The 19,782-nt window shown below is 55.5% G+C and carries 17 protein-coding genes; 5 read left to right on the plus strand and 12 right to left on the minus strand.

The annotated features are described in order from the left end of the window. The first annotated feature begins 347 nt into the window (after nucleotides 1–347). Nucleotides 348–2,054, plus strand: coding sequence for a DUF3352 domain-containing protein (locus tag OSO_RS0118855; RefSeq protein WP_010584746.1), 1,707 nt, complete (start codon nucleotides 348–350; stop codon nucleotides 2,052–2,054). Nucleotides 2,055–2,314: 260 nt separating this feature from the next. After that, a complete protein-coding gene (locus OSO_RS0118860) occupies nucleotides 2,315–3,406 on the plus strand; it encodes an acyltransferase family protein (protein WP_157605340.1) in 1,092 nt (363 codons plus the stop codon). Between the two features lie 72 nt (nucleotides 3,407–3,478). Here the strand turns inward: OSO_RS0118860 and fhcD are convergent, their stop codons facing one another. From fhcD to OSO_RS0118880, 3 genes are all read right to left on the minus strand, one after another. Continuing rightward, nucleotides 3,479–4,414: a formylmethanofuran--tetrahydromethanopterin N-formyltransferase gene (gene fhcD, locus OSO_RS0118865; protein WP_010584748.1), complete on the minus strand. Its 936-nt coding sequence runs from the start codon at nucleotides 4,412–4,414 to the stop codon at nucleotides 3,479–3,481. A 368-nt stretch (nucleotides 4,415–4,782) separates the two neighbouring features. Further along, nucleotides 4,783–6,174 carry a sigma-54-dependent transcriptional regulator gene (locus tag OSO_RS0118875; RefSeq protein ID WP_029247201.1) on the minus strand — a complete coding sequence of 464 codons (1,392 nt, stop codon included), beginning with the start codon at nucleotides 6,172–6,174 and terminating at the stop codon, nucleotides 4,783–4,785. Between the two features lie 327 nt (nucleotides 6,175–6,501). Further along, the gene (locus OSO_RS0118880; RefSeq protein ID WP_010584750.1) at nucleotides 6,502–6,786 is read right to left on the minus strand and encodes a YbeD family protein; all 285 of its coding nucleotides are present in this window, start codon (nucleotides 6,784–6,786) and stop codon (nucleotides 6,502–6,504) included. A 231-nt stretch (nucleotides 6,787–7,017) separates the two neighbouring features. Between OSO_RS0118880 and OSO_RS44170 the strand changes: the two genes are divergently transcribed. Beyond that, nucleotides 7,018–7,692, plus strand: coding sequence for a nucleoside 2-deoxyribosyltransferase (locus OSO_RS44170; protein ID WP_040592838.1), 675 nt, complete (start codon nucleotides 7,018–7,020; stop codon nucleotides 7,690–7,692). Nucleotides 7,693–7,732: 40 nt separating this feature from the next. Further along, nucleotides 7,733–8,155, plus strand: coding sequence for a DUF2784 domain-containing protein (locus tag OSO_RS0118890; protein ID WP_010584752.1), 423 nt, complete (start codon nucleotides 7,733–7,735; stop codon nucleotides 8,153–8,155). Here OSO_RS0118890 and OSO_RS0118895 read toward each other — a convergent pair. Next, nucleotides 8,150–8,962, minus strand: a complete 813-nt coding sequence (locus OSO_RS0118895; RefSeq protein ID WP_029247202.1) for a sugar phosphate isomerase/epimerase family protein — start codon at nucleotides 8,960–8,962, stop codon at nucleotides 8,150–8,152. The genes OSO_RS0118890 and OSO_RS0118895 overlap by 6 nt on opposite strands. An 89-nt stretch (nucleotides 8,963–9,051) precedes the next feature. Here OSO_RS0118895 and OSO_RS0118900 point away from each other — a divergent pair, with 89 nt between their 5' ends. Next, nucleotides 9,052–9,624 carry a hypothetical protein gene (locus OSO_RS0118900; RefSeq protein WP_010584754.1) on the plus strand — a complete coding sequence of 191 codons (573 nt, stop codon included), beginning with the start codon at nucleotides 9,052–9,054 and terminating at the stop codon, nucleotides 9,622–9,624. A 20-nt stretch (nucleotides 9,625–9,644) separates the two neighbouring features. Here OSO_RS0118900 and OSO_RS0118905 read toward each other — a convergent pair whose 3' ends face one another. The 8 genes from OSO_RS0118905 to OSO_RS0118940 form a co-directional block, all read right to left on the minus strand. Then, the gene (locus OSO_RS0118905) at nucleotides 9,645–10,133 is read right to left on the minus strand and encodes a DUF420 domain-containing protein (protein WP_010584755.1); all 489 of its coding nucleotides are present in this window, start codon (nucleotides 10,131–10,133) and stop codon (nucleotides 9,645–9,647) included. A 154-nt stretch (nucleotides 10,134–10,287) separates the two neighbouring features. Then, nucleotides 10,288–11,052 (minus strand): (Fe-S)-binding protein, encoded by a 765-nt coding sequence (locus tag OSO_RS0118910; RefSeq protein ID WP_029247203.1) that lies wholly within the window; start codon nucleotides 11,050–11,052, stop codon nucleotides 10,288–10,290. Nucleotides 11,053–11,169: 117 nt separating this feature from the next. Continuing rightward, the gene (locus tag OSO_RS0118915) at nucleotides 11,170–11,613 is read right to left on the minus strand and encodes a hypothetical protein (protein ID WP_010584757.1); all 444 of its coding nucleotides are present in this window, start codon (nucleotides 11,611–11,613) and stop codon (nucleotides 11,170–11,172) included. 211 nt (nucleotides 11,614–11,824) lie between these two features. Beyond that, nucleotides 11,825–13,096 carry a 2-oxo acid dehydrogenase subunit E2 gene (locus tag OSO_RS0118920; RefSeq protein ID WP_010584758.1) on the minus strand — a complete coding sequence of 424 codons (1,272 nt, stop codon included), beginning with the start codon at nucleotides 13,094–13,096 and terminating at the stop codon, nucleotides 11,825–11,827. A 54-nt stretch (nucleotides 13,097–13,150) separates the two neighbouring features. Then, complete coding sequence (aceE, locus tag OSO_RS0118925; RefSeq protein WP_083843024.1) at nucleotides 13,151–15,904, minus strand: pyruvate dehydrogenase (acetyl-transferring), homodimeric type; 2,754 nt, start codon at nucleotides 15,902–15,904, stop codon at nucleotides 13,151–13,153. Nucleotides 15,905–16,339: 435 nt separating this feature from the next. Then, nucleotides 16,340–17,122 carry a ComF family protein gene (locus tag OSO_RS0118930; protein WP_010584760.1) on the minus strand — a complete coding sequence of 261 codons (783 nt, stop codon included), beginning with the start codon at nucleotides 17,120–17,122 and terminating at the stop codon, nucleotides 16,340–16,342. 36 nt (nucleotides 17,123–17,158) lie between these two features. Further along, nucleotides 17,159–18,565 (minus strand): HD domain-containing protein, encoded by a 1,407-nt coding sequence (locus OSO_RS0118935; protein WP_010584761.1) that lies wholly within the window; start codon nucleotides 18,563–18,565, stop codon nucleotides 17,159–17,161. Nucleotides 18,566–18,716: 151 nt separating this feature from the next. Then, nucleotides 18,717–19,673 carry a hypothetical protein gene (locus tag OSO_RS0118940; RefSeq protein WP_010584762.1) on the minus strand — a complete coding sequence of 319 codons (957 nt, stop codon included), beginning with the start codon at nucleotides 19,671–19,673 and terminating at the stop codon, nucleotides 18,717–18,719. Between the last annotated feature and the right edge of the window lie 109 nt (nucleotides 19,674–19,782).

Raw genomic sequence — 19,782 nt, forward strand, 5'->3', positions numbered from 1 at the left:
AACGCGCGGTTGGAACAAAAGGTAAATCCAGAGTCTGGTTTCAAGATTGATGCACGGCCTTTTTCTGGATTGGCGACGTTTGTTCGTGGGACGTGTGTACGACTCTTCAATTCCCGAAACTCGACGATTCAAACGATCACTTGCCGTGCGAGTTTGCTCAATTTCGATCATTCCCCGTGAATTCTGATCACAAAAATGGTTTTGAGCCGTTGTTGGAACTGTATGAAATTGAGAAGATGCGGCTTGTAACAGTCTCAGCGACGGAAGCAGAAACGAGACGTGCACCGGGTGGTGAAAACTGTGACTTCGCCTCCTTTAAAAGGTTTTGAAAGGGATTGGACTCATTCATGAAGCGATCGAGACTTCGTTCTTTCGTGTTGTTCGTTTGCGCCATTCAACTATTTGCCGGCGCGCGAACCAACTGGGCCGATGATCATGCCGCTGCCGAGAAGTTGCTGCCAAAAGAGACGCTGGCATTCTTCTCGATCGCTGACATTCCCGAATTGAACCAGAAATGGGCCAAGACTTCGGGGGGGCAGTTATTCCAAGAACCACAACTGAAACCATTTCTGGACGACTTGACCAAGAAGTGCAATGAAATTTCGAAGTCGATGGAAGACGAGATCGGCGTGACGATCAACGAATTGATTGCGTTGCCTCAGGGTGAGTTCACCGCGGCGGTGCTCGAAAAGCCAGAACGGCAACTCGCGCTCGTGCTGATGCTCGAATACGGCGACAACCAAGAGACTGTCGACAAGCTTCTCAAGAAGATGGAAGAAGCGCTCGAAAAATCAGAGGCCGAACATTCGGTCGAAGAGATCGAAGGAGTCAAAGTCCACGTCTACACCCTGAAAAACGACGACGATGATTTCCCGATTAAGAGCCTGGTCTACTTCCTCGACGAATCGTATCTGGTCTTCAGCAACGAACTGGAAGCAGTGAAAGCCGTGCTCGAACGCTGGGAAGGAAACAGCGACGATACGCTCGCCGAGAATGAGCAGTTCAAGTACATCCTGGGGCAATGTAAGCCCGAGAGCGGCGAACCTCAGGTCAAGGTTTTCATTAGTCCATACGGTTTGATTCAAACCGGAATTGCGATGGCTCAGTCGTCCATTCAGCAAATTGGAATTGTCGCCGGCTTCCTGCCCATGCTGGGGATCGATGGCCTCAAGGGTTATGGTGGGACGATGACATTTGACGAAGGCGAATACGAAGGAATCGGAAGCTTCTTTGTCTATGTCGACAGCCCCAAAGGCTTGATGGGAATCTTCAATTTCCCAGCCACACAGTTGGCCCCCCCAAAATGGGTTCCGGCGACCGCGGGCTCGTACGCATTGATGAACTGGAACGTGCTTGGGGCTTACTCTTCGATTGAAACCCTGGTGGACACATTCCAAGGGCGCGGAGCAACCGCACGGTTTTTGGATACTCTTGCCGATCAAGGGCCGATGATTCATCCCAAAAAAGACATCATTGATCATCTCGACGGCAAGATTCACTTCCTGCAAGGCACACCAAAGCCGTCTGACGATGGTGCTCCGATCCCACAAATTCTGCTGGCGCTCGGTTTGAAAGACGCCGCGAAGATGAAGAAGACGCTTTCGGCCGCTACGAAAGCCAGTGGCGCACCAATCGAAACACGCGAGTTCAACGGCGAAACCGTGTACGAAGTCGCTCAACCTGGTTCGGATCAAACGGTTTCGTTCGCAGTCACCGAAGGGCAGCTTGTGGTTACGAACGACACAGCGACGCTGGAAAGCATGATGCGTGGCCAATCGGGCCGGGCCGCCGCTCTTGTCGACTCGACGGAATACAAACGCCATGCGAAACTGTTCCCATCGAAGGTTTCGATGCTGTCGTTCCAGCGTGCTGATGTCCAACTAAAGCTGTACTATGACATGCTGAAGAATGCCGACCCCGAACAAATCGGCGGTCTCGACGCGTCAAAGTTGCCTCCGTTTGAGGTGATCGCGAAGTACTTGCTGCCGAATGCCAGCTACCTGGTGCCAGATAAGAAGGGTGCCAAATCGGTTTCATTTACCCTGAAGCCTTGATCATGCTTCTCGTCACAAGCCGTGACGGATCATGATTTAACGCTTGACTTCGAAAGCCCGGACAAAAATCCGGGCTTTCGCTTTTTTTCCTTGTCACGTTCCACAAGTTTGCCCTTATATTACTGGTTCGCAACAAATCGGATGGGTCTGGCGGCGTCCTGGCGACTATGGAACTTGGGCTGCAACTCGAATCGAAATCGACTAACACGACTGGCAACGTCGCGTCGGATTCTGCGCGGACGAACTCATCGAACGGCTCGGTGCGACCTGTCGCTCGATTCGCATTCGTTGACGGGCTACGGGGCTTCGCGGCGCTCGCAATCGTCGTGTTCCATATCTGGTGGTACGAGCCCGATCCGCAGCCTGCACTTGAGTCTGCCCACTGGGTGATTGATGCCACATTTTTGCGCGTGCGTGGTGGTGTTCAGGTTCTGCTCGTCATCAGTGGTTTCGTGATTGCCTATACCCTGCGTCGAACGTGGGTGACGCCAGCCGAGGTTTTCTCGTTCATCGGCCGCAGACTGATCCGATTGGTGCCGACGTACTGGGTTGCGATTGCCAGTGTCATCCTGGTTGATGCCATCTGTCGCAATGCGTTGGGCCTCTCCTCTCCATTCGAGGGCGAGGTCACGGTCTCACGTGTTTCCGCGCACATGACATTCTTACAGGACGTGTTCGGGCATGATCCGTTGGGGGCGGGGATGTGGACGCTGTGCATTGAAATGCAGTTCTATTTTGTCGCCGTGCTGGGGTTGGGATTCGCTCAACGCATCATGCCACGATCATCGACAAATGACCCGCGTCCATCTGCCGCCGGGTTAATGCTGGTGTTTGCGCCGGTGGCATTGATTTCACTATTCCATTGGCGATCAATGGAGAGCACCGACGTTTGGGTGACGCATTTCCTTTGGATGTTCTTCTTGGGAATGACCACTTGGTGGAGTCTCGAAAAGACATTGCCCCGTCCCGTTTTCGCGGCCACAGTCGGCGTGGCGTTGGTGGAATTGTATTTCGATGCCGAATGGCGATACGAGAACACGGTCGCACTGGCAACCGCACTGTCGATCTTCGTTGCGGGGCGTCGTGATAAACTCGGCGTCTGGCTGAACTGGCCCTGGCTGCAACACATCGGAAAAATTTCGTACAGCCTGTACCTGATTCACTTTCCGGTTTGTCATTTATTGATGGCGACCGGGTGGAATTGGTATGGCAACGATCCCACATCAGTGCAAGCGATGATGGTTATGGCCGCAGCGTTCTTTGCAAGTCTGGTTGCGGGGCATCTGCTGTATGTCCTGGTCGAATCTCCCAGCGCCCGCTGGGCTGCCAAAACAAAGGTCGCAATGACTTGATCGCGATCGTATCGCGCACTGCAGCTTCAATCTCACAAACGACGATTCATGACTGTGCTGGCATCACGACGTTCACGAATGAGGTTCAATCAGGTCGCGCAGATGGAAGTGATGTTTGCCGAGTTTGCCACCGTAATTTCCGGCCGTAATTCGAAGCACGTTCGGCATCATGGCAGCCGCATGCAGACCGCGTCGCATGGCGGATTGCACGGATTGAAAATCGATACCGTCAATCACAATCTCGTAGACGGCCTGACAGTCGTCGGGAAGTTCCGTCGTCGTCAAAGTTCGTAATGTCGGACAGTACGCGTCGTTGGTGCTCGCTCGAAGTTTTGCATACTTGGAGCCGACTTTGCTTCCCGACCGCACGATCCCTCCGGGGAAGGGGAGCGCAATTCCAGTTCCCGTGCGGATTGCTGCGACCGCGGATTCGGTCGCGAGCAGAGTTGATGTGGCGTCGACGCCACAAATCAGGAGATTTCCCCCTGCGACACCGGTAACAGTCCCGAACCAATCCTCGCAGAGAAATTCTCCATCCATGACGGGGATTCGCCAGAACCGTCGCTGGTCGAATTTCTTTGATTGCTGGAAGCCATCACCGAAATAGCGGATTGCCCCCCCGATGCGAATTCGCTTCTCTTTGGGACAATCGTCAATTCCGTTGTAGCAGGCGGTTGTAGGGCAGGTCAGCACACATTGTCCCACGCGGCTTTGCAGTGCTTTGGCAAGTCCATCCAGCGAAAAACCAAAGACCAGCACCGCGACACCAGGGCGACCGTCTGGGGTGTCACTCGGTGCCACAGTTCGCTCAATGGCCGCCTCAACATCGCATGCGATAACGCTCGTCGCGTTTCCACAAAGTTCAGTGGCGGCGATCTGTGCCCAGCGGTCAGTTGCGGCGGTGATCATCAGGCGTGCAGCCTTGATGGGAAACGCCTCGGCGAACGTGTCAACGATCTCGACTTGATTCAATAGCAGCGTTTGCGCGGCGATCGGCTGGGCAGTCATATACATCCGCCAGTGACTTTGAAACCTGATTCGTTCCGTAAAATGGTGCGTCCGATCCGCTGACTTTGCGAGGCAGGGCCGCGTCGAATCCACCTCTGGAATCGCGAGAAACCCGTCAATGACATTTTCATCAATGGGCGATTCGCGATACTATCGATGTTCATACAGCCTGGAAGGTCGAATGGAAAGAGTGGCTCAACAAAGCGGCAAAGCCTGCATTCCTTTTGGAAAGCAGGCTTTGCCAGGATACAGGATGTGTCAGTCCTCTCGAGGACATTCGTCGTGACGCGAATGCTCTGATTTACTCCGCGGCGATCATGTCCGCGAGGCGGAACACGATACGCAAACCCGTTTCGTGTTCGCGGCGGTCAGGTCAGCAATTGCTTCTCAAAGCTGATTCCGTACTTCTTCATTTTCTTATAAAGCGTCGTACGATTGATGCCCAACGCATCCGCGGTGTCTTGACGATTCCATCCGTGCGATTCGAGTGTTTCCAGGATCATCTCACGTTCAGGGGTCGCCAGAGCGGATTTAAGGTTGTTTCCGGCAACACCGTAGCGGCCTCCCAGATCTGCGAAATGATCGTCTCGGCGAAGCGCCTCTGGCAGATCATCTGGCTGAATGATGGTGTTCTTGGTCAGCACCACCGCACGTTCGACAACGTTCACCAGTTCGCGGACGTTACCAGGCCATTTGTAACGCTGCAGCAGTTCGACCGCTTCACGACTGAAGCCGGTCACAGGCTTTGTCGTTTGCTTCAGGAATTCTTGCAGATAGTGCTCGGCCAGCAGCGGAATGTCACTGATTCGTTCTCGCAAAGGGGGCTGCATCATGGTGACAACGTTGATGCGGTAGTAAAGATCCTGTCGGAACTCTCCTTTGCGTACTGCTTCTTCCAAATCCAGATTCGTCGCGAGAATCATCCGGATATCGACCTTGTGCGTTTTCGTGCCACCGACGGGCTCGAACTCGCGATCCTGCAGAACTCGCAACAGTTTCACCTGCAGGCTGGGTGACGCGGTGCCGATTTCGTCCAGGAAAATCGTCCCGCCATTGGCCTGCAGGAACTTGCCCATCTTGTCGTGATTCGCACCGGTGAAGGCCCCGGCGACATGTCCGAACAGTTCACTTTCGAGCAGTGAATCCGGCAGAGCCCCGCATGCGACCTCGACGAATGGTTTGTCTCGTCGATTGCTCATTTGGTGGATGGCACGAGCAGTCATCGTTTTTCCGGTACCCGACTCACCCAGAACCAGAACTGTGGTTCGCGTGTCGGCAACGCTTTCGATCAAGTCAAACATCTTCAACATGCGGTAATCGTGTCCGACGATGTTCCCCATGCCGAATCGCTGATTCAAAGCCTTTTTCAACTGTTTGTTTTCTGTGACGATTTGCTTCTGTCCGAGTGCTCGTCGGATGGAGAAGTTCAGTTCGTCTTCGATGATCGGCTTCGTCAGGTAGTCGAATGCTCCCAGTCGGATGGCATCAACGGCGCTTTCGATCGTCCCGAACCCTGTGAGCAGAATGACTTCGGTATCTGGCACTGCCCCACGAGCCCATTCGAGCAGATGGAATCCATCCTCGTCGGGCAAGTTGACGTCGCAGACGACGGCATCGAAAGGAAACTCTTTCATCCGATCGATGGCTTCCTGACAGGTTGACGCGGTTTCGGTTCGATGACCGAGACTGCGAAGATAGTCCGCCATCGATTCCAACAATGGGCGATCGTCATCAACGACGAGGAGAGATCCTTGGGTCATAGCCTGTGCTTTACGAATTGAGTCTCGAACCAGCCAGTAAATATTAATGGGCCGCCACGATCCGGATCTCGCAACGTTGACGTGACAACTCTGTGCGCAGAGTCGACCATCAATCGGCGGGGGCGAATCGATGAGGCAGGGGGGTGTGGATTGTGCAACCTGCACCATCCACGGCACGCTGGGAGACAGTTCAAATCGAGGGTATGGCAAACATAGGTCACGGTGGCGAGACGTCAACATGTTTGCCGAAGAATTGTTGCGAATCAGCATCAATCGCGACATGCGGCAAAGTCTAACTACGCCGCAATGCCGGAGATTCATTCCAGCTCACATCAACATGACGAGGCCCTCAATACCACGAATTGCGGCAAAGACATCAATGACTTGGCGCGAAGACTCCACCCAAGGTTCGATTGTAACGGCAATGTGGCGTCCCCCCGCGGTTTCGCGCAAGGCGTAAGGGGCATCGAATTCCTGTTCAAGTGTGGCACGGACTGTTGCGACGACGCGCAAGGCAAAGTCGTCATTTGTTCGTCCAATTGCCTTGAACGAGAATCGTCCTGGGAATGCGTGCGTCGCGTCTAACAGTTCTTGCGGAGGGAGGTGGTTCATGATTGTGCCGTCGTTTCAGTGCCAAACTTGTATATCGAATTGAAAATCGCCGCGTCACGAACAGGTGAGCACGCGCGGCCGTCATTCATCTTTCCAGCGGAATGCGTTGCTGCCATCGCCAGTAAGCAGCCCAGTTCGATTTCGATCAATCGTCAATCGGATTATACTGCCCGCGTCAATCCGCCAAGGCTGACCGTCGGCGGCTCGTATTATCAAAGGATATCGTCTCGAATGGAATCTCTCTGTGTTTATTGTGCCGGCCCCTTGTTCAACCAGTCCGAGCGAGACGAGATGACCTCGATCGCCGATCGCCTCGTCGAACAAGGACATTCGGTGTACCTGCCGCATCGAGACGGAATGGAGTTTCGACTGGTCCGCGAAGTCTTGATGGAACGCGGGTGGGATCCCGCGATTGCAGGCCAGTTCTTGCACGAGGCCATCTTTGCGCTCGATATCTACCAGTTGGCGGTGGCCTGCGATGCCATGGTCTGGAACCTGAATGGGCGAGTTCCAGATGAAGGTGCCGTTTCAGAAGCGGCAATCGCGTGGACGCTCGGTAAACCGCTCGTTGCGTATCAGGACGATGTACGCTCGATGATTGCCGGACGTATGAATCCGCTGCTTGTCGGGTTGGTCGAATTCACGACGGTAAGCTGTATCGCCGATCTTCCCGCCGCGTTGCATGCCGAAGTTCAACGGACACCAGCACGGCCGCTTAACTTCGATCGAGTTCCTGCCAAGCTTCAACTGGCGATCAATCGTGGTGAGCACCTCTGGAAGGCACTTCGTCGTGAGGGTGCCTATTGCGAGAATCAACTGATCGCCGATTGTGTCACTTTTCTCTTTGCGCCAACATCATCGCAACCTCCCTCGCATTTGACGCAATCGCGTACGAGTAATGCATAGGGGGGGGGGCGGCTACTTCAAGTTGCGGATACCGATATTGATGCCGCTCTTCTATCGCATCGCCGCTGACGGGCTTGTCATCGTGCACATGGCGTACGCGCTGACGGTGGTGCTGGGGTTGCCTGCGATCTGGATCGGAATTGCGTTACATCACAAGTGGGTGCGCAATGTCTGGCTTCGCGTCGGGCACTTGTCGATGATCCTGATTGTCGTGGCTGAAGCGTGGGCGGATATTCCTTGCCCGCTCACGATTTGGGAGACTCAGTTGCGTGAACTGGCCCAGCAAGAGACGTATCAAGGAGCGTTTGTCGCGAATCTGGTTCACGAGTATTTGTTCTATGATGCGCCCCGCTGGACATTCACACTGGCCTACACCTTGTTTGGTCTGCTCGTACTGGCGTCATTCATTGTCGCGCCGCCGCGACTGAGAGAGGCGCCGGCGAAGTCGACGGACGCGTCATGATTCTGCGATGGCCTTCATCGAATCGAGACCGATCTTGGCGACTTCAAGCGGATCTCGCGCCCACAAGGCTTCATTGAACAGCTCAAGCGATAGCCAGCGGTCGTAACCGATTTCCTTCAGCAGTCTGACCCACTGCTTGAGGTCGAGATGGCCTTGCCCCGGCAGCACGCGGCTATGGTCGTGCTGTTCCAGTCGCGGTGGTGATGCGGGAGTGTCGTTGAAGTGGCTGATGGCGATCTGCTCGCCGCGGAGCAGACTTAGTGACGAGAACGAGCCTCCGCCGCGGAAGTTGTGAAATGGGTCGACGATGACCGTAGCCAGTGGGTGCTTCGACAGCGTAATAATCTCAAGTGCCGCATCAATCGAATTAATCTGCTCGACGAATCCGAGATACTCAAACGCCGGCTTCACTCCAATCGACAAACCAATGTCCAGAAGTTCTGCGTAGTTGCGAGCGGCCAGTGCGACGTCCACTTTTCCTAAGGCAGGGCAAGCAATCGTGTAGCTCGCTCCAAGTGCGGCCGCATGCTCAAGCCGCCGTTTACACTCGTCTAAACCTTTGGAGTGCTCGTCCCCGGTCGTATCGCACCAACCACGCAAGTAAATCGTCGTTGGCAGTTCCAGACGCTGGTCGTCGAGCGCTTTGCGAATGTCAGACAATTTTCCGCCAGCGGCAAGGTACGGTTCGATATCATCGTGCCACAGTTCGATGGCAGAATATCCTGCCTGACCTGCGACTCGAATCTTTTCTAGCAATGGCGTGGGGCGGATGGTGCTGGAGTTCAGACAGTATTTGAAGGCTGGCATTGGTGGTTCCTCATGGTCAATCATCGATTGTCGAAACAAGCCCATCCACTGTAAAATTTCACAGGTCAAATGTCGAAGGAGGCACCGCAATGCGATCTGCAATTCTTGTCGCACTGATTGTGGGCGTAGGGCAGCCCGCGTTCGCGCAGGTCGTTGTGCAGCAGCCGGTCGTCGGACAGACTGCGGTCAGCACAAGCGTCTCCGTCCCAGATCGCGGCAGCATGGTCCTTGGAGGTACCGCATCAGGGCAAATGGGGCGGACGCAAGGAGGCCCGCTACGATCGGGAGCCTCAAGCGGCACCGCATTCCAGTCGTCGTCAATGACGACGACTGTGTTGATTCATGACATGCGGGCAATGGACGAAGCGTTGCTACGTTCTCGTTCAGCTGTGAATGACAATTCAAGTCGCAATGCGATTGTCGCAGAAATCCAGAAATCCCGTGGACCGCAGGCAATCCAGACGCCTGCGGCATTGCAGGCGGAGAAGGCGGCCAAGTTCGAGCAACTCGCCAGGAACGCCGAAAAGGCGGGGAAGCCTGGCGTTGCAAAGGTGTTCTGGCAGTCGGCAGCCAAGTGTGGTTCCGCCAGCGCAGAGAAGCGATTGGCGGAACTCAACCTGCCTGTACCATTGTCGCCACTCACTTCAAGCCTCGGGCGATAGCGAACTCGGCCATTGGGCCTTTATCGATTGATGAAGGCAACGTAGTAGAAGATCAATCCGGTAACTGATGTGAGCACGAGATCGATCGTTGAGAGCCACCCCAGTGTCTTGTGCAGTCTGCTGTGCAGACATGGCGTTGGTGGATTGGGCATGCGTCGCAGCGCCAGGATGATTGTTGTGGCCCACAAGAACGGAGTGCTACCGGCAAAGCAGAGATGGATTCGCAGAACCTGCCGAATCAGTGCCAGTTGCTCGGTCGAAATCGGCGGGCCCTTCTTGACAACTTGCATCCATCCCCCCTGGACGAAGTGCATATCAATTTCGAAGGCGAGCACAGCGACCAGCAAGGTGATGGCCAGGCCCAACTGTAAATTGCGGTGCAGGGTGTAGCGCCGGCGAACTTTGACCGAATAAAGGCTGAAAATCAGGACCGGCACGACCAGCACTAATGCGACGACAACAGCGTCGAGCATCAATGATGCATGATATCCCAGAAACCCGTCCTTCATCGGTTCTTCGCTCCTTCAAATGTGGATGAACGTCCGGACTATACGGAATTGGTCAAATTCGGGATATGACAGGTCTCGAGTACGGAACTCGATCTGCTGAAGCGAACTCTGAAATGGTGCGAAAGGATCTGCGCGAACGGTCGATCGGGCGGCGCTATGACGTCGAAACGGGGGAACCGAGTCCCTCTGCAAAGATTTCAGCAATATGCATGACACGAAGCTGCGATTTTTGACGATGGATCAAACCCGAGAGATGCATGAGACAAGACATGTCGCCAGCCGTCAAGACTTCTGCGCCGGCCTGCTCATGATCGTGAATGCGGTCGAGCCCCATCATGCACGAAACGGCTTCCTCAGCGACGGCAAACGTGCCACCGAATCCGCAACATTCATCGACCCGCTTCAGCGGAACCAGCTCAATTCCAGCCAATCCGCCCAGAAGTTGCCCTGCCTTGTTGAACCTGTCGACCATCATTTCGCTGCTAGATCCCAAACGGAGTTCGCGCAGACCGTGGCAACTGTTATGGAGCCCGACGCGATGAGGAAAGCGACCTTCAATGGTTTTGATTTTCAAGACGTCGGTCAGAAACTCGCACAGTTCGAACGTTCGCGGCCTGACACTCAAATAGGCAGGGTCGTCGTGTAGCAGCTCTTCATAGTGCTGCCGCACCATCGCCGTGCAGCTTCCCGATGGGCAGACGACATATTCGTACTTTTGAAAAATGGAGACAAACTTTTGTGCCAAGGGGCGGGCGTCATCCACGCAGCCGGTATTTGCCATGGGCTGACCGCAGCAGGTTTGAGCCGCAGGGAACTCAACGTCACAACCATAGTGCTCAAGCACTTGTAAAGTTGCCATCGCAACTTGAGGGTACAGTTGATCAACGTAGCAAGGGATGAACAGTCCGAGTTGAGGCATGGTGTGTTTCGTGAAACCCGAGACCGATGGCTGAATCATGACAACGTCTGTGCGTTTGCGAGCTCGTCAATCCAATTGTAGTCGGCCGCGTTGACGACAGCGACTCTGGACGCGGAATTACGCGTCACGCGAGTCCTCGCCGACATCCGTTGTGCCCCATCCGTCATCAATGCCGTAGGCTTCGACTTCAAATGGATTGTCGAGATAAATGTTTCCGCCGCGAAAACCAATCCAAAGGCTGGACAGCAGGTACGCGGGAATGAAGAGTGGCCCCCAGCGTTCGTACTGCCGGACGTGTACGCGTTCGTGACGTCTCGTCCGCGACAAGGTGTGGCGATCACAGCCCAGAACGACATGACCAAAGGTAATTGCCGCAATCGGTCCCTTGGCCCAGAACCCCTGCTGCAAGAGCCGCGTCAGCCAGCCCCCGTAGCCTTCGATGACACCGTCAACAACTTGCATTCCGCCACCGCTGGACACGGCCAATGGAATGAGCAACAAGCCGACAAGAGTGCCGGGAAACGCCCAGACATACTTGAGGAATTGAAGGACTCTGTTCATCACAATTCCCCGAATGTGCAACTCACATGGGTTCGCTGCGAATGCAAATTGCAAACTATTATCAGAGTCTGTTTGAGAGCATGCAATTGCGATGCGGCTCCCGCAAATGAACACGGCACGCATTCGACATAGCGCCGAACCGTGCCGTGTTCATTTCATCTCGCGGAACGAGTGATGCTTCAAACCCTGTCAGGGCAAAGTGGCTGTGCCCCTAGCTTTCGATAACCAGCCGAAACGAATTACTCAGCAGGGTCGTCAGTTTGACGACGAATCGTGCAGCATCGGCACCATTGATGACGCGGTGGTCATAGGACAGCGACAGCGGCAGCATCAGGCGTTCGACAACTTCACCGTTTTGCAGTTGCAGCTGCTTTTGCGAACGAGACATTCCCAGAATCGCCACTTCGGGATAGTTGACGATCGGCGTGAACGCCGTACCGCCCAGGCCACCCAAATTCGTGATCGTAAACGTGCCGCCCTGCATTTCGCTGAGCTGCAGTTTGCGATCGCGTGCTTTCCCGGCCAGCTCCGTCAGTTCTGCGGCCAGTTGCAGCACGGTCTTCTGGTCAACATTGCGAATGACAGGCACGACGAGACCCGTCGGCGTATCGACGGCCACCCCGATGTGGAAGTACCGCTTGAGGACCAGTTCTGCCTTCGCCGAATCGTAGCTGGCGTTGAAGTGCGGGAACTCTTTCAAACACGCGACGACGGCCTTCAGGGCCAGTGCCGTCATGGTCACTTTCGGCGAGCCCTTGGGAGCGGTATCCACAAAGTGTTTACGTGCCGCTTCGGTATCCGTGATATCGGCCAGATCGTGCTGCGTGACGTGTGGAATCACCTGCCACGCAAGGCTTAGGTTGGTTGCCACGGTCTTTTGCAGTTTTGTATACGGCTGCCGATCCGTCGGACCAAATTGCGAGAAATCGGGAAGTGGTGGTTCAACGACTCCACGTCCACCGCCGCCGCCACCGTTGGTCGCAGCTTTGGTGACGTCTTCCAATGTAATGCGTCCGCCGGAACCCGTACCGAGGATGCTTGCGAGACTCAAACCGAGAGTTCGCGCCAGACGTCGCGTCGCCGGACCAGCAGGCAATGGCGTGTCGCGCCCCGCGGTGGCAACCGCAGATACGGCTTTTGTGATCGTGGCCTTGTCGCCACCGCCATTGCGGCTTCCGGTCGCTGCGGCGGGCGCGGCTGGTGTCGTTGTTGCCGCAGCCGCTGGTTTCGCAGGGGCGGCGGTTCCTGCGGCATCAATGGCCAGCACGGCTTGACCTGGAGTGATCGTCTGGCCCTTTTTCACCAGAATTTGCGTGATCTTTCCGCCGTGCGGGCACGGCAGAGGCAACACAGCCTTATCGGTTTCGATCTCCATGACAATTTGTCCTGGCTCGATCGTATCACCGACCGCGACCAGAATGGCTGCCACGTCCCCGCTTTTGACTCCGTCGCCTAAGTTATCCGCCTTGAATTCAATCGTCATTCGTCAGTCTTTCTCAAGCTGTTTTTCAAAGTGGTTTCCAAGAGCCATCCAAGATCATGCGAAAGCAGGGTCAATCTTTTCGGGATCGAGACCCAGGTCTTTCAATGCTTGAGGCAACTTTTTGGCGTCGAACTGGCCGTCTTTGCTCAGTGCGACCAGCGTGGTATAGGCGACCGACTCAGCATCGATTTCGAAGTGACGACGGAGTGCCTCGCGAGATTCGCTGCGACCGAATCCATCGGTTCCGCAGACCACATATTGGCAGGAAAGATAAGGACGAATCTGCTCGGCCACCAGTTGCACGTTGTCACTCGACGAAATGATCGGGGCCTTCTGACCGCCCAGGACCTGTTCGATGTAGCTGGTTTTCGGCTTCTTGTCGGGATGCAGACGATTCCAACGAGCGACCGATTGGGCTTCACGCTTCAGTTCGTTGTAGCTGGTGACGCTCCAAACATCGGCCGTCACACCGAACTTTTCGGCAAGCAGCTTCTGGGCCTGGATGACACACTGCAGAATTGGCCCGCTGCCAAGCAATTGGGGCCGCTTGGCTCGCGTGCTGGCTGAAACCGATGGATCAAGAGGATGGATCCCCTTAATGATCCCCTCTTCGGCACCGGCAGGCATTGACGGCATGACGTAGTTTTCGTTGTAGATCGAAAGGTAGTAGAAGACGTCTTCCCCTTCGACAAACATCCGTCGCAAGCCATCCTGGACGATGACACACAGTTCGTAGCCAAACGCCGGATCGTAGGCGATCAGGTTTGGAACAGTCCCCGCCATCAACTGACTATGGCCGTCTTCGTGCTGCAGTCCTTCGCCGTTCAGCGTTGTTCGGCCGGAGGTACCGCCGCACAGGAAGCCTTTGCAACGGGAATCGCCTGCCAGCCAGATCAAATCGCCAACGCGTTGGAAACCGAACATCGAGTAATAGATGTAGAATGGAATCATCGAAAGACCGACGTTGGCGTAGGCCGTCCCCGCCGCCACGAACGAGGACATCGCCCCCGCTTCGTTGATCCCTTCCATCAGGATCTGACCGGTTTGAGATTCCTTGTATGCCTTCGCGGTTCCTGCATCGACCGGCGTATAAAGCTGGCCCTTGCTCGAGTAGATCCCGAATTGAGAGAACAGCGCTTCCATGCCGAACGTTTGTGCTTCGTCAGGAATGATCGGAACAACTCGTGTCCCGAGGTTCTTGTCACGAATCAATGCCTTGATCGTTTCCGACAGCACCGTTGTTGTTGACCGTGCCTTGGAAGATGTGGCGGCTTCTTCGATCAAATGCGCTGCCGAAGGAACCGTCAACTTTTCGGTGGTTGGAACACGGACCGGCAAGTATCCGCCGAGTTTCTTCCGGTGATCATGCAGGTACTTCATTTCTGGACTGTCAGCCGGCGGACGATAGAAGATCGCCGCTTTCGCCTGCTCGTCGGTCAGCGGTAGATTGAATCGATCGCGGAATTGGATCAGAGCCTGCTCGCCCATATCTTTCGTCTGGTGAGCGGTGTTCTTGCCTTCACCCGCTTCGCCCATCCCAAAGCCCTTGACCGTGTGCGCCAGGACAACGGTCGGAGCCCCCTTGTGGTCGGTCGCTGCTTTGTAGGCTGCATAGACCTTGATTGGATCGTGGCCACCCCGGCGCAAATTGCGGAGCTGATCGTCGGTCATGTCTTCCACGAGCTTCAGCAGTTCGGGATCGCGTCCGAAGAAGTCGTTGCGAATGAATTCACCGGTTTCGACGCTGTACTTCTGGAACTGGCCGTCAACGACCTCGCCCAAAGTTTTGACCAGCAAACCCGTGTCATCTGCGTCGAAGAGGGGCTGCCAATCGCTGCCCCAGACAACCTTGATGACGTTCCATCCCGCACCGCGGAAAACACCTTCCAGCTCTTGGATGATCTTTCCGTTACCACGCACGGGACCGTCGAGCCGTTGCAGGTTGCAGTTGATGACCCAGGTCACATTGTCCAGCTTCTCGCGGGCGGCCAGTGTGATCGCGCCCAGCGATTCAGGCTCGTCGACTTCACCATCTCCCAAGAAGGCCCAGACGCGCGACTTCGATGTGTCGATCAGATTTCGATGCTGCAGGTACCGCAAGAATCTCGCATGATACAACGAGCAGATTGGCCCCAACCCCATCGAAACCGTGGGGAATTGCCAGAAATCAGGCATCAGCCACGGGTGAGGATATGACGACAATCCTTGGCCGCGAGGCAGCTCGCGCCGGAAGTTTTCTAGATTCTTTTCGGTCAGGCGACCTTCAACAAACGCGCGAGAATACATCCCTGGTGACGAATGCCCCTGGAAGTAGATCATATCGCCCGTGTGATCTTTGGTCCGGGAATGGAAGAAGTGGTTGAACCCGGTTTCCACAAGCGTTGCCGACGACGCGAAGGTCGAAATATGGCCGCCGACACCTGTGCCGGTACGATAGGCACGCACGACCATTGCCATCGCGTTCCAGCGAATAATGCTCCGCAAACGCTTTTCAATGTCGCGATCACCGGGGAATTCTGGCTCGGCTTCGGGGGGAATCGTATTGACGTAAGGTGTCGTCATCGACGGTACGACAGGGACCGACAGTCCCTGCGCGCGCGAATACAACCGCGTCAGCATTTGGCCGAGCGCTTCTGGGCCATAGCGATGAAGGAAATCGTCGACGGATTCAAGCCATTCATCCATTTCCTGTGGATCAATGACGGGGACCTGAACGTCGGACAATTCTTCGGAAGAAGCCGCGGCAGGAGTCGTCGTTGCGACTTCCGCTCGCCGACTTGCGGGAGCTGCTTGAAGTACACTTGCCATGTTATTCGCCAACCTCGTCTTAAACTCAGGCACCGCGATCGCGAGCGAACGAACCGCTTCCTGCGGCACTCGGGCGGATCATCGCCCAGTCCGATAACCGTGTTACCGTGTATCGCTCATACCCATACGACATCGAATGGTAGCAGGTCGAATCCCGTCTGCACAGATTGCGCCACTCGAGATTGAATTGCCAGTTTTCTCAGCAGCATATTGAATCAGAAACCGCAATCCGACGCTATCCGGCAATTCGACTTATTGCGTGGATTACAGGAACGTCAAATCGGCGTAAACCTTCTCTGTCAATCACCTTTCGGATTACGCCTCAAAGTTTCTCCGTAAATTGTTCAATTTCTGACGTGTTCCAGCAAAGAGTCGCCGATGAGCAGATGAGATGCCCCCGATGATCAACCGCAAACCGCTCGCATCGGCGATTACTTATTTCCGAAGTGGGCTTACCGCAATCACGGCCACGACAACCTGTTTCGCTCCGGCCTGTTTCAATGTTCTGGTGGCGGCGCTTGCGGTCGAGCCTGTCGTCAGGATGTCGTCGACAAGCAGAATTGTTTTTCCTTTCAGGTCGCTTCCAGTCCGCACGCCGAAAGTGCCTTGCTGCTGGCGGCGGCGGACTGGAGTGGGACTGGTGGCTTGCTTGGCTGTACGATGTCGCTTGATGAGCACTCGATGTGCCCAGGGTGACTGAAGCTGTCGCGCCAGTTCCCGAGAAAAGGTTTCGGCCGCGTAGTGGGCGTGAAACGCTCGACGTGTCCAGTGTTCTGGAACAGGAATCACGGCGTCAATCGACTGCCTGTGGAACGCCTGCTCTTTCTCGCGAAACAGCGCACGCGCCAGACCACGGGTGAGCCCAGCACCGCTGGAGGACTTCGCTCGTAGACAAGCCTTTCGTAGCGCCCCGTCATAAGTGCCCAGCCGAATGACGCCATCGAAGGAAAACACCTCATGTCGACACTGACCGCACCCTTTTTCAAGATTTGCATACGCGCCGACGGGTGCACCGCAACGATCGCATTCGTTCGTCAGTGGTGGCCTCAGGACAAGTCGGCACTCGCCACACACAAAATGCTCCCCCTCCGGCATCTCGCCAGCGCAGAGGAGGCACGAGGGAGGATACACGAAGTCCAAAGCTGCCAAGTAACCTTTTGAAACCACCCGTGCCGCCAGCCTCGGGCCATCACGAAGGATTCGAAGTCGAAGATTCATGGGAAAAATCTCCGCAGGCAATCTGTCGGGGCGGGGCTACATATTCGATTTTGCGTCGGTCGCCTCCCCGAGAATCGCATTCAAGGCCGAATTCAAGACGGCGTCGTGGCGATGATCCTGGGAGTAAATGCGGAACACGCAGAAACTGATCGGGAGGGCACGGAACAAATCGTCGTCTGACAATTCTTGCGGCGATCCCACGGCCGGGTCGAGCAAAAAGTTCTGTCCGCTGGCGGGAAGTCGACTGCTGGGGCGGTGATAGTGACGCGCCACGTCGATCTTGAGTTCGATCTCTTTCAGTTCAGGCGGAAGTCGCTTACGAACGCGACTGAGCACCAGATCGGGTTCGGAAAAAATGGTTGTTCGTTCGGCGGACCCCGAATGGAAATTCAGTGTTTTCTCGCAGGCCATCTTCCAATGGACCTGGCGACAAATAATCTGCCGCCAACGCTGGCCCAGGTCACGCAGTTCCGGATCGTCGCTGTCGCCCCATCGCTGGACGTCGACCATGAACGTCGTTTCCGTAAATTTGCGGTAGTCGTCCAGTTTTTCCAGCGGGTTCCCCTGGAACAAGCGACGCATAGTTTCCGGAAAGAGTTCCTCCAGGGCCAGGTCGACTGCACGCACCGTTCGATGGAAGTAGATCGTCCGGAACAGATTGGCCCGCGTTTCGATGAAATTAATCAGAGTGGGCAGGCCGCGGGCATGAATTGTCAGCCCCGCCGGCGTGAAAAACGAATAGTGGAGAATTCGGTTGAGATCGAACGCCTTCGTGTTGTAGCCCGACATATAGGCATCGCGCAGGACGAAGTCCATATTGTCGACCGTGTAGATTCCGCTGAACATGCCACGCAATTTGCGTAGCCAGTCGGGGTGCCCTTCTTCTGAGGCACTCCCCGGTTTGGGGCGACGGATTAGCCAGGAGATTTGCTGCGGATCGAGTTCTTCCAGGGGCTGTAGCTTGCCATTTGGATTACGGCGAATGCCTCGCAGCACGTCCGCAAGCTCTTTTTCGATGACCGCCCCGCCGATGTCTTCGTGCGTAATACCGAACTGATCCAGGTAGTGATCATCGAAGAAATGCCCAAATGGGCCGTGCCCAACATCATGCAGCAGAGCCGCCATCCGCAAGAGGCTCTCGACATACGGCCGAGACGGAACGTTTCGGCAGGAATCGCACAGCGACTCATACCAGTGCTCAATCGCCACTGAGGCCAAATGCATGGCCCCCAGCACATGTTGAAATCGCATGTGCTCTGCCGAAGGAAACACCCACCACGCTGTCTGCAACTGGTGAATCTGTCGCATCCGCTGCACCCAGGGATGATCGATCACATCCTGTTCGGCCGTTTCCCCGCGAGGCAAACCGGATCGGGCAATGAATGGGATGTATCCGTGTACGGGATCGTGTGACAGACTTTCATTGACGAAATCGCGAACCATCGGCAGACCTCTTTGTCTCGGCGTAGCTGTTCTCCATGACCGTCATCTTAGCAGCTACGCCCCCGCCACCGAAGTCGACCGGAACCCCACGTCGCCAAAAGATCACAGAGTGATGATTGAACCTTGGGGGCTGGAAACTTGAGCCATGGCACTATTCGCAGGTGGAGTACCAGCGCAATACACGCAATGCCCGCAGCGTGTTCCAGCGACTGGGATTGTCGGCGGATTCCAATTCGAAGTGGACCTTGCCGGCATGATTGTTCTCAAGCGGCCATCGTCCCGCGTCGTCTTGCTTCTTTTCCAGCAGAGCGATCGCTTCTGCGACGCGTTGGTCAGGTTTTAGGCCTGCTCGTCGCAGATAGTCCAGCCCCCACAAAATGTCGTAGTGCCAGCGGGTGGGAAAAGATATTTGCGTCCAGTCGGCATCGATCACCTCACCGGTTGATAAAGATCGGAACATCCGCCGCTCAAGGAGGTATTGTTGCGCTCTAATGCGCGCGTCGGCCACAGCTGGTATGACCTCATTCGCACTCGCACGCTCAAACTCCAGCAAGCCTTCGAGGACGCAGATTGTTGAATGGAACGACGACCGTTGACTCTTCGGATCGCAATTCCAGCCGCCGTCCTGCAACTGCTCGCTCAAAAGCCGCTCAACCAGTCGTTGGCTCGCCTGGCCGAAGTACGCACCTGCAGCAAGAACTCGTCCATTGATACAGGGCTCGTCCTCCCCCTCAAAGAAGGGCGAGTTCCCAAATTGCGGCCCCCAGGTACAGCGATCGCGAACGAGACGAATGGCACTTTGGGCTCGTTCGCCCTGCGGATCAACACCCCACTCCCTTAGCAGCGACACGCTGTCCGTCGTCGATGTCCATCCGGGACAAACATAGCTGCGGCCGCCCCAATGACCATCAGCGGCTTGAAGATCGAGCAACCGACACCCCCAACCCTCTGCCTCAATGCGCGAACGTTCCATGGCTACGGCGTTGGGAGACTCATCCAATAGATCTCGCTTCACCTGCCAGCGAATCACCGCATCCGAATCGAGCAACCACTCAATCACCGACTCTCCGGCTCCTACGTTCGCTCGTCCATATGTTGTGTTCGCCATCGGCTACGATTTCCTTGGTGTGACTGACGGTGCCTTAATGTTACCCGAATTTTCTGACGCAGTCACACGGTTCGGCCCGGTCCTCGAACGGCACAAGTGGACTCGCTGA

It is taken from the genome of Schlesneria paludicola DSM 18645 (genome assembly GCF_000255655.1).
Classification (GTDB): Bacteria; Planctomycetota; Planctomycetia; order Planctomycetales; family Planctomycetaceae; genus Schlesneria; species Schlesneria paludicola.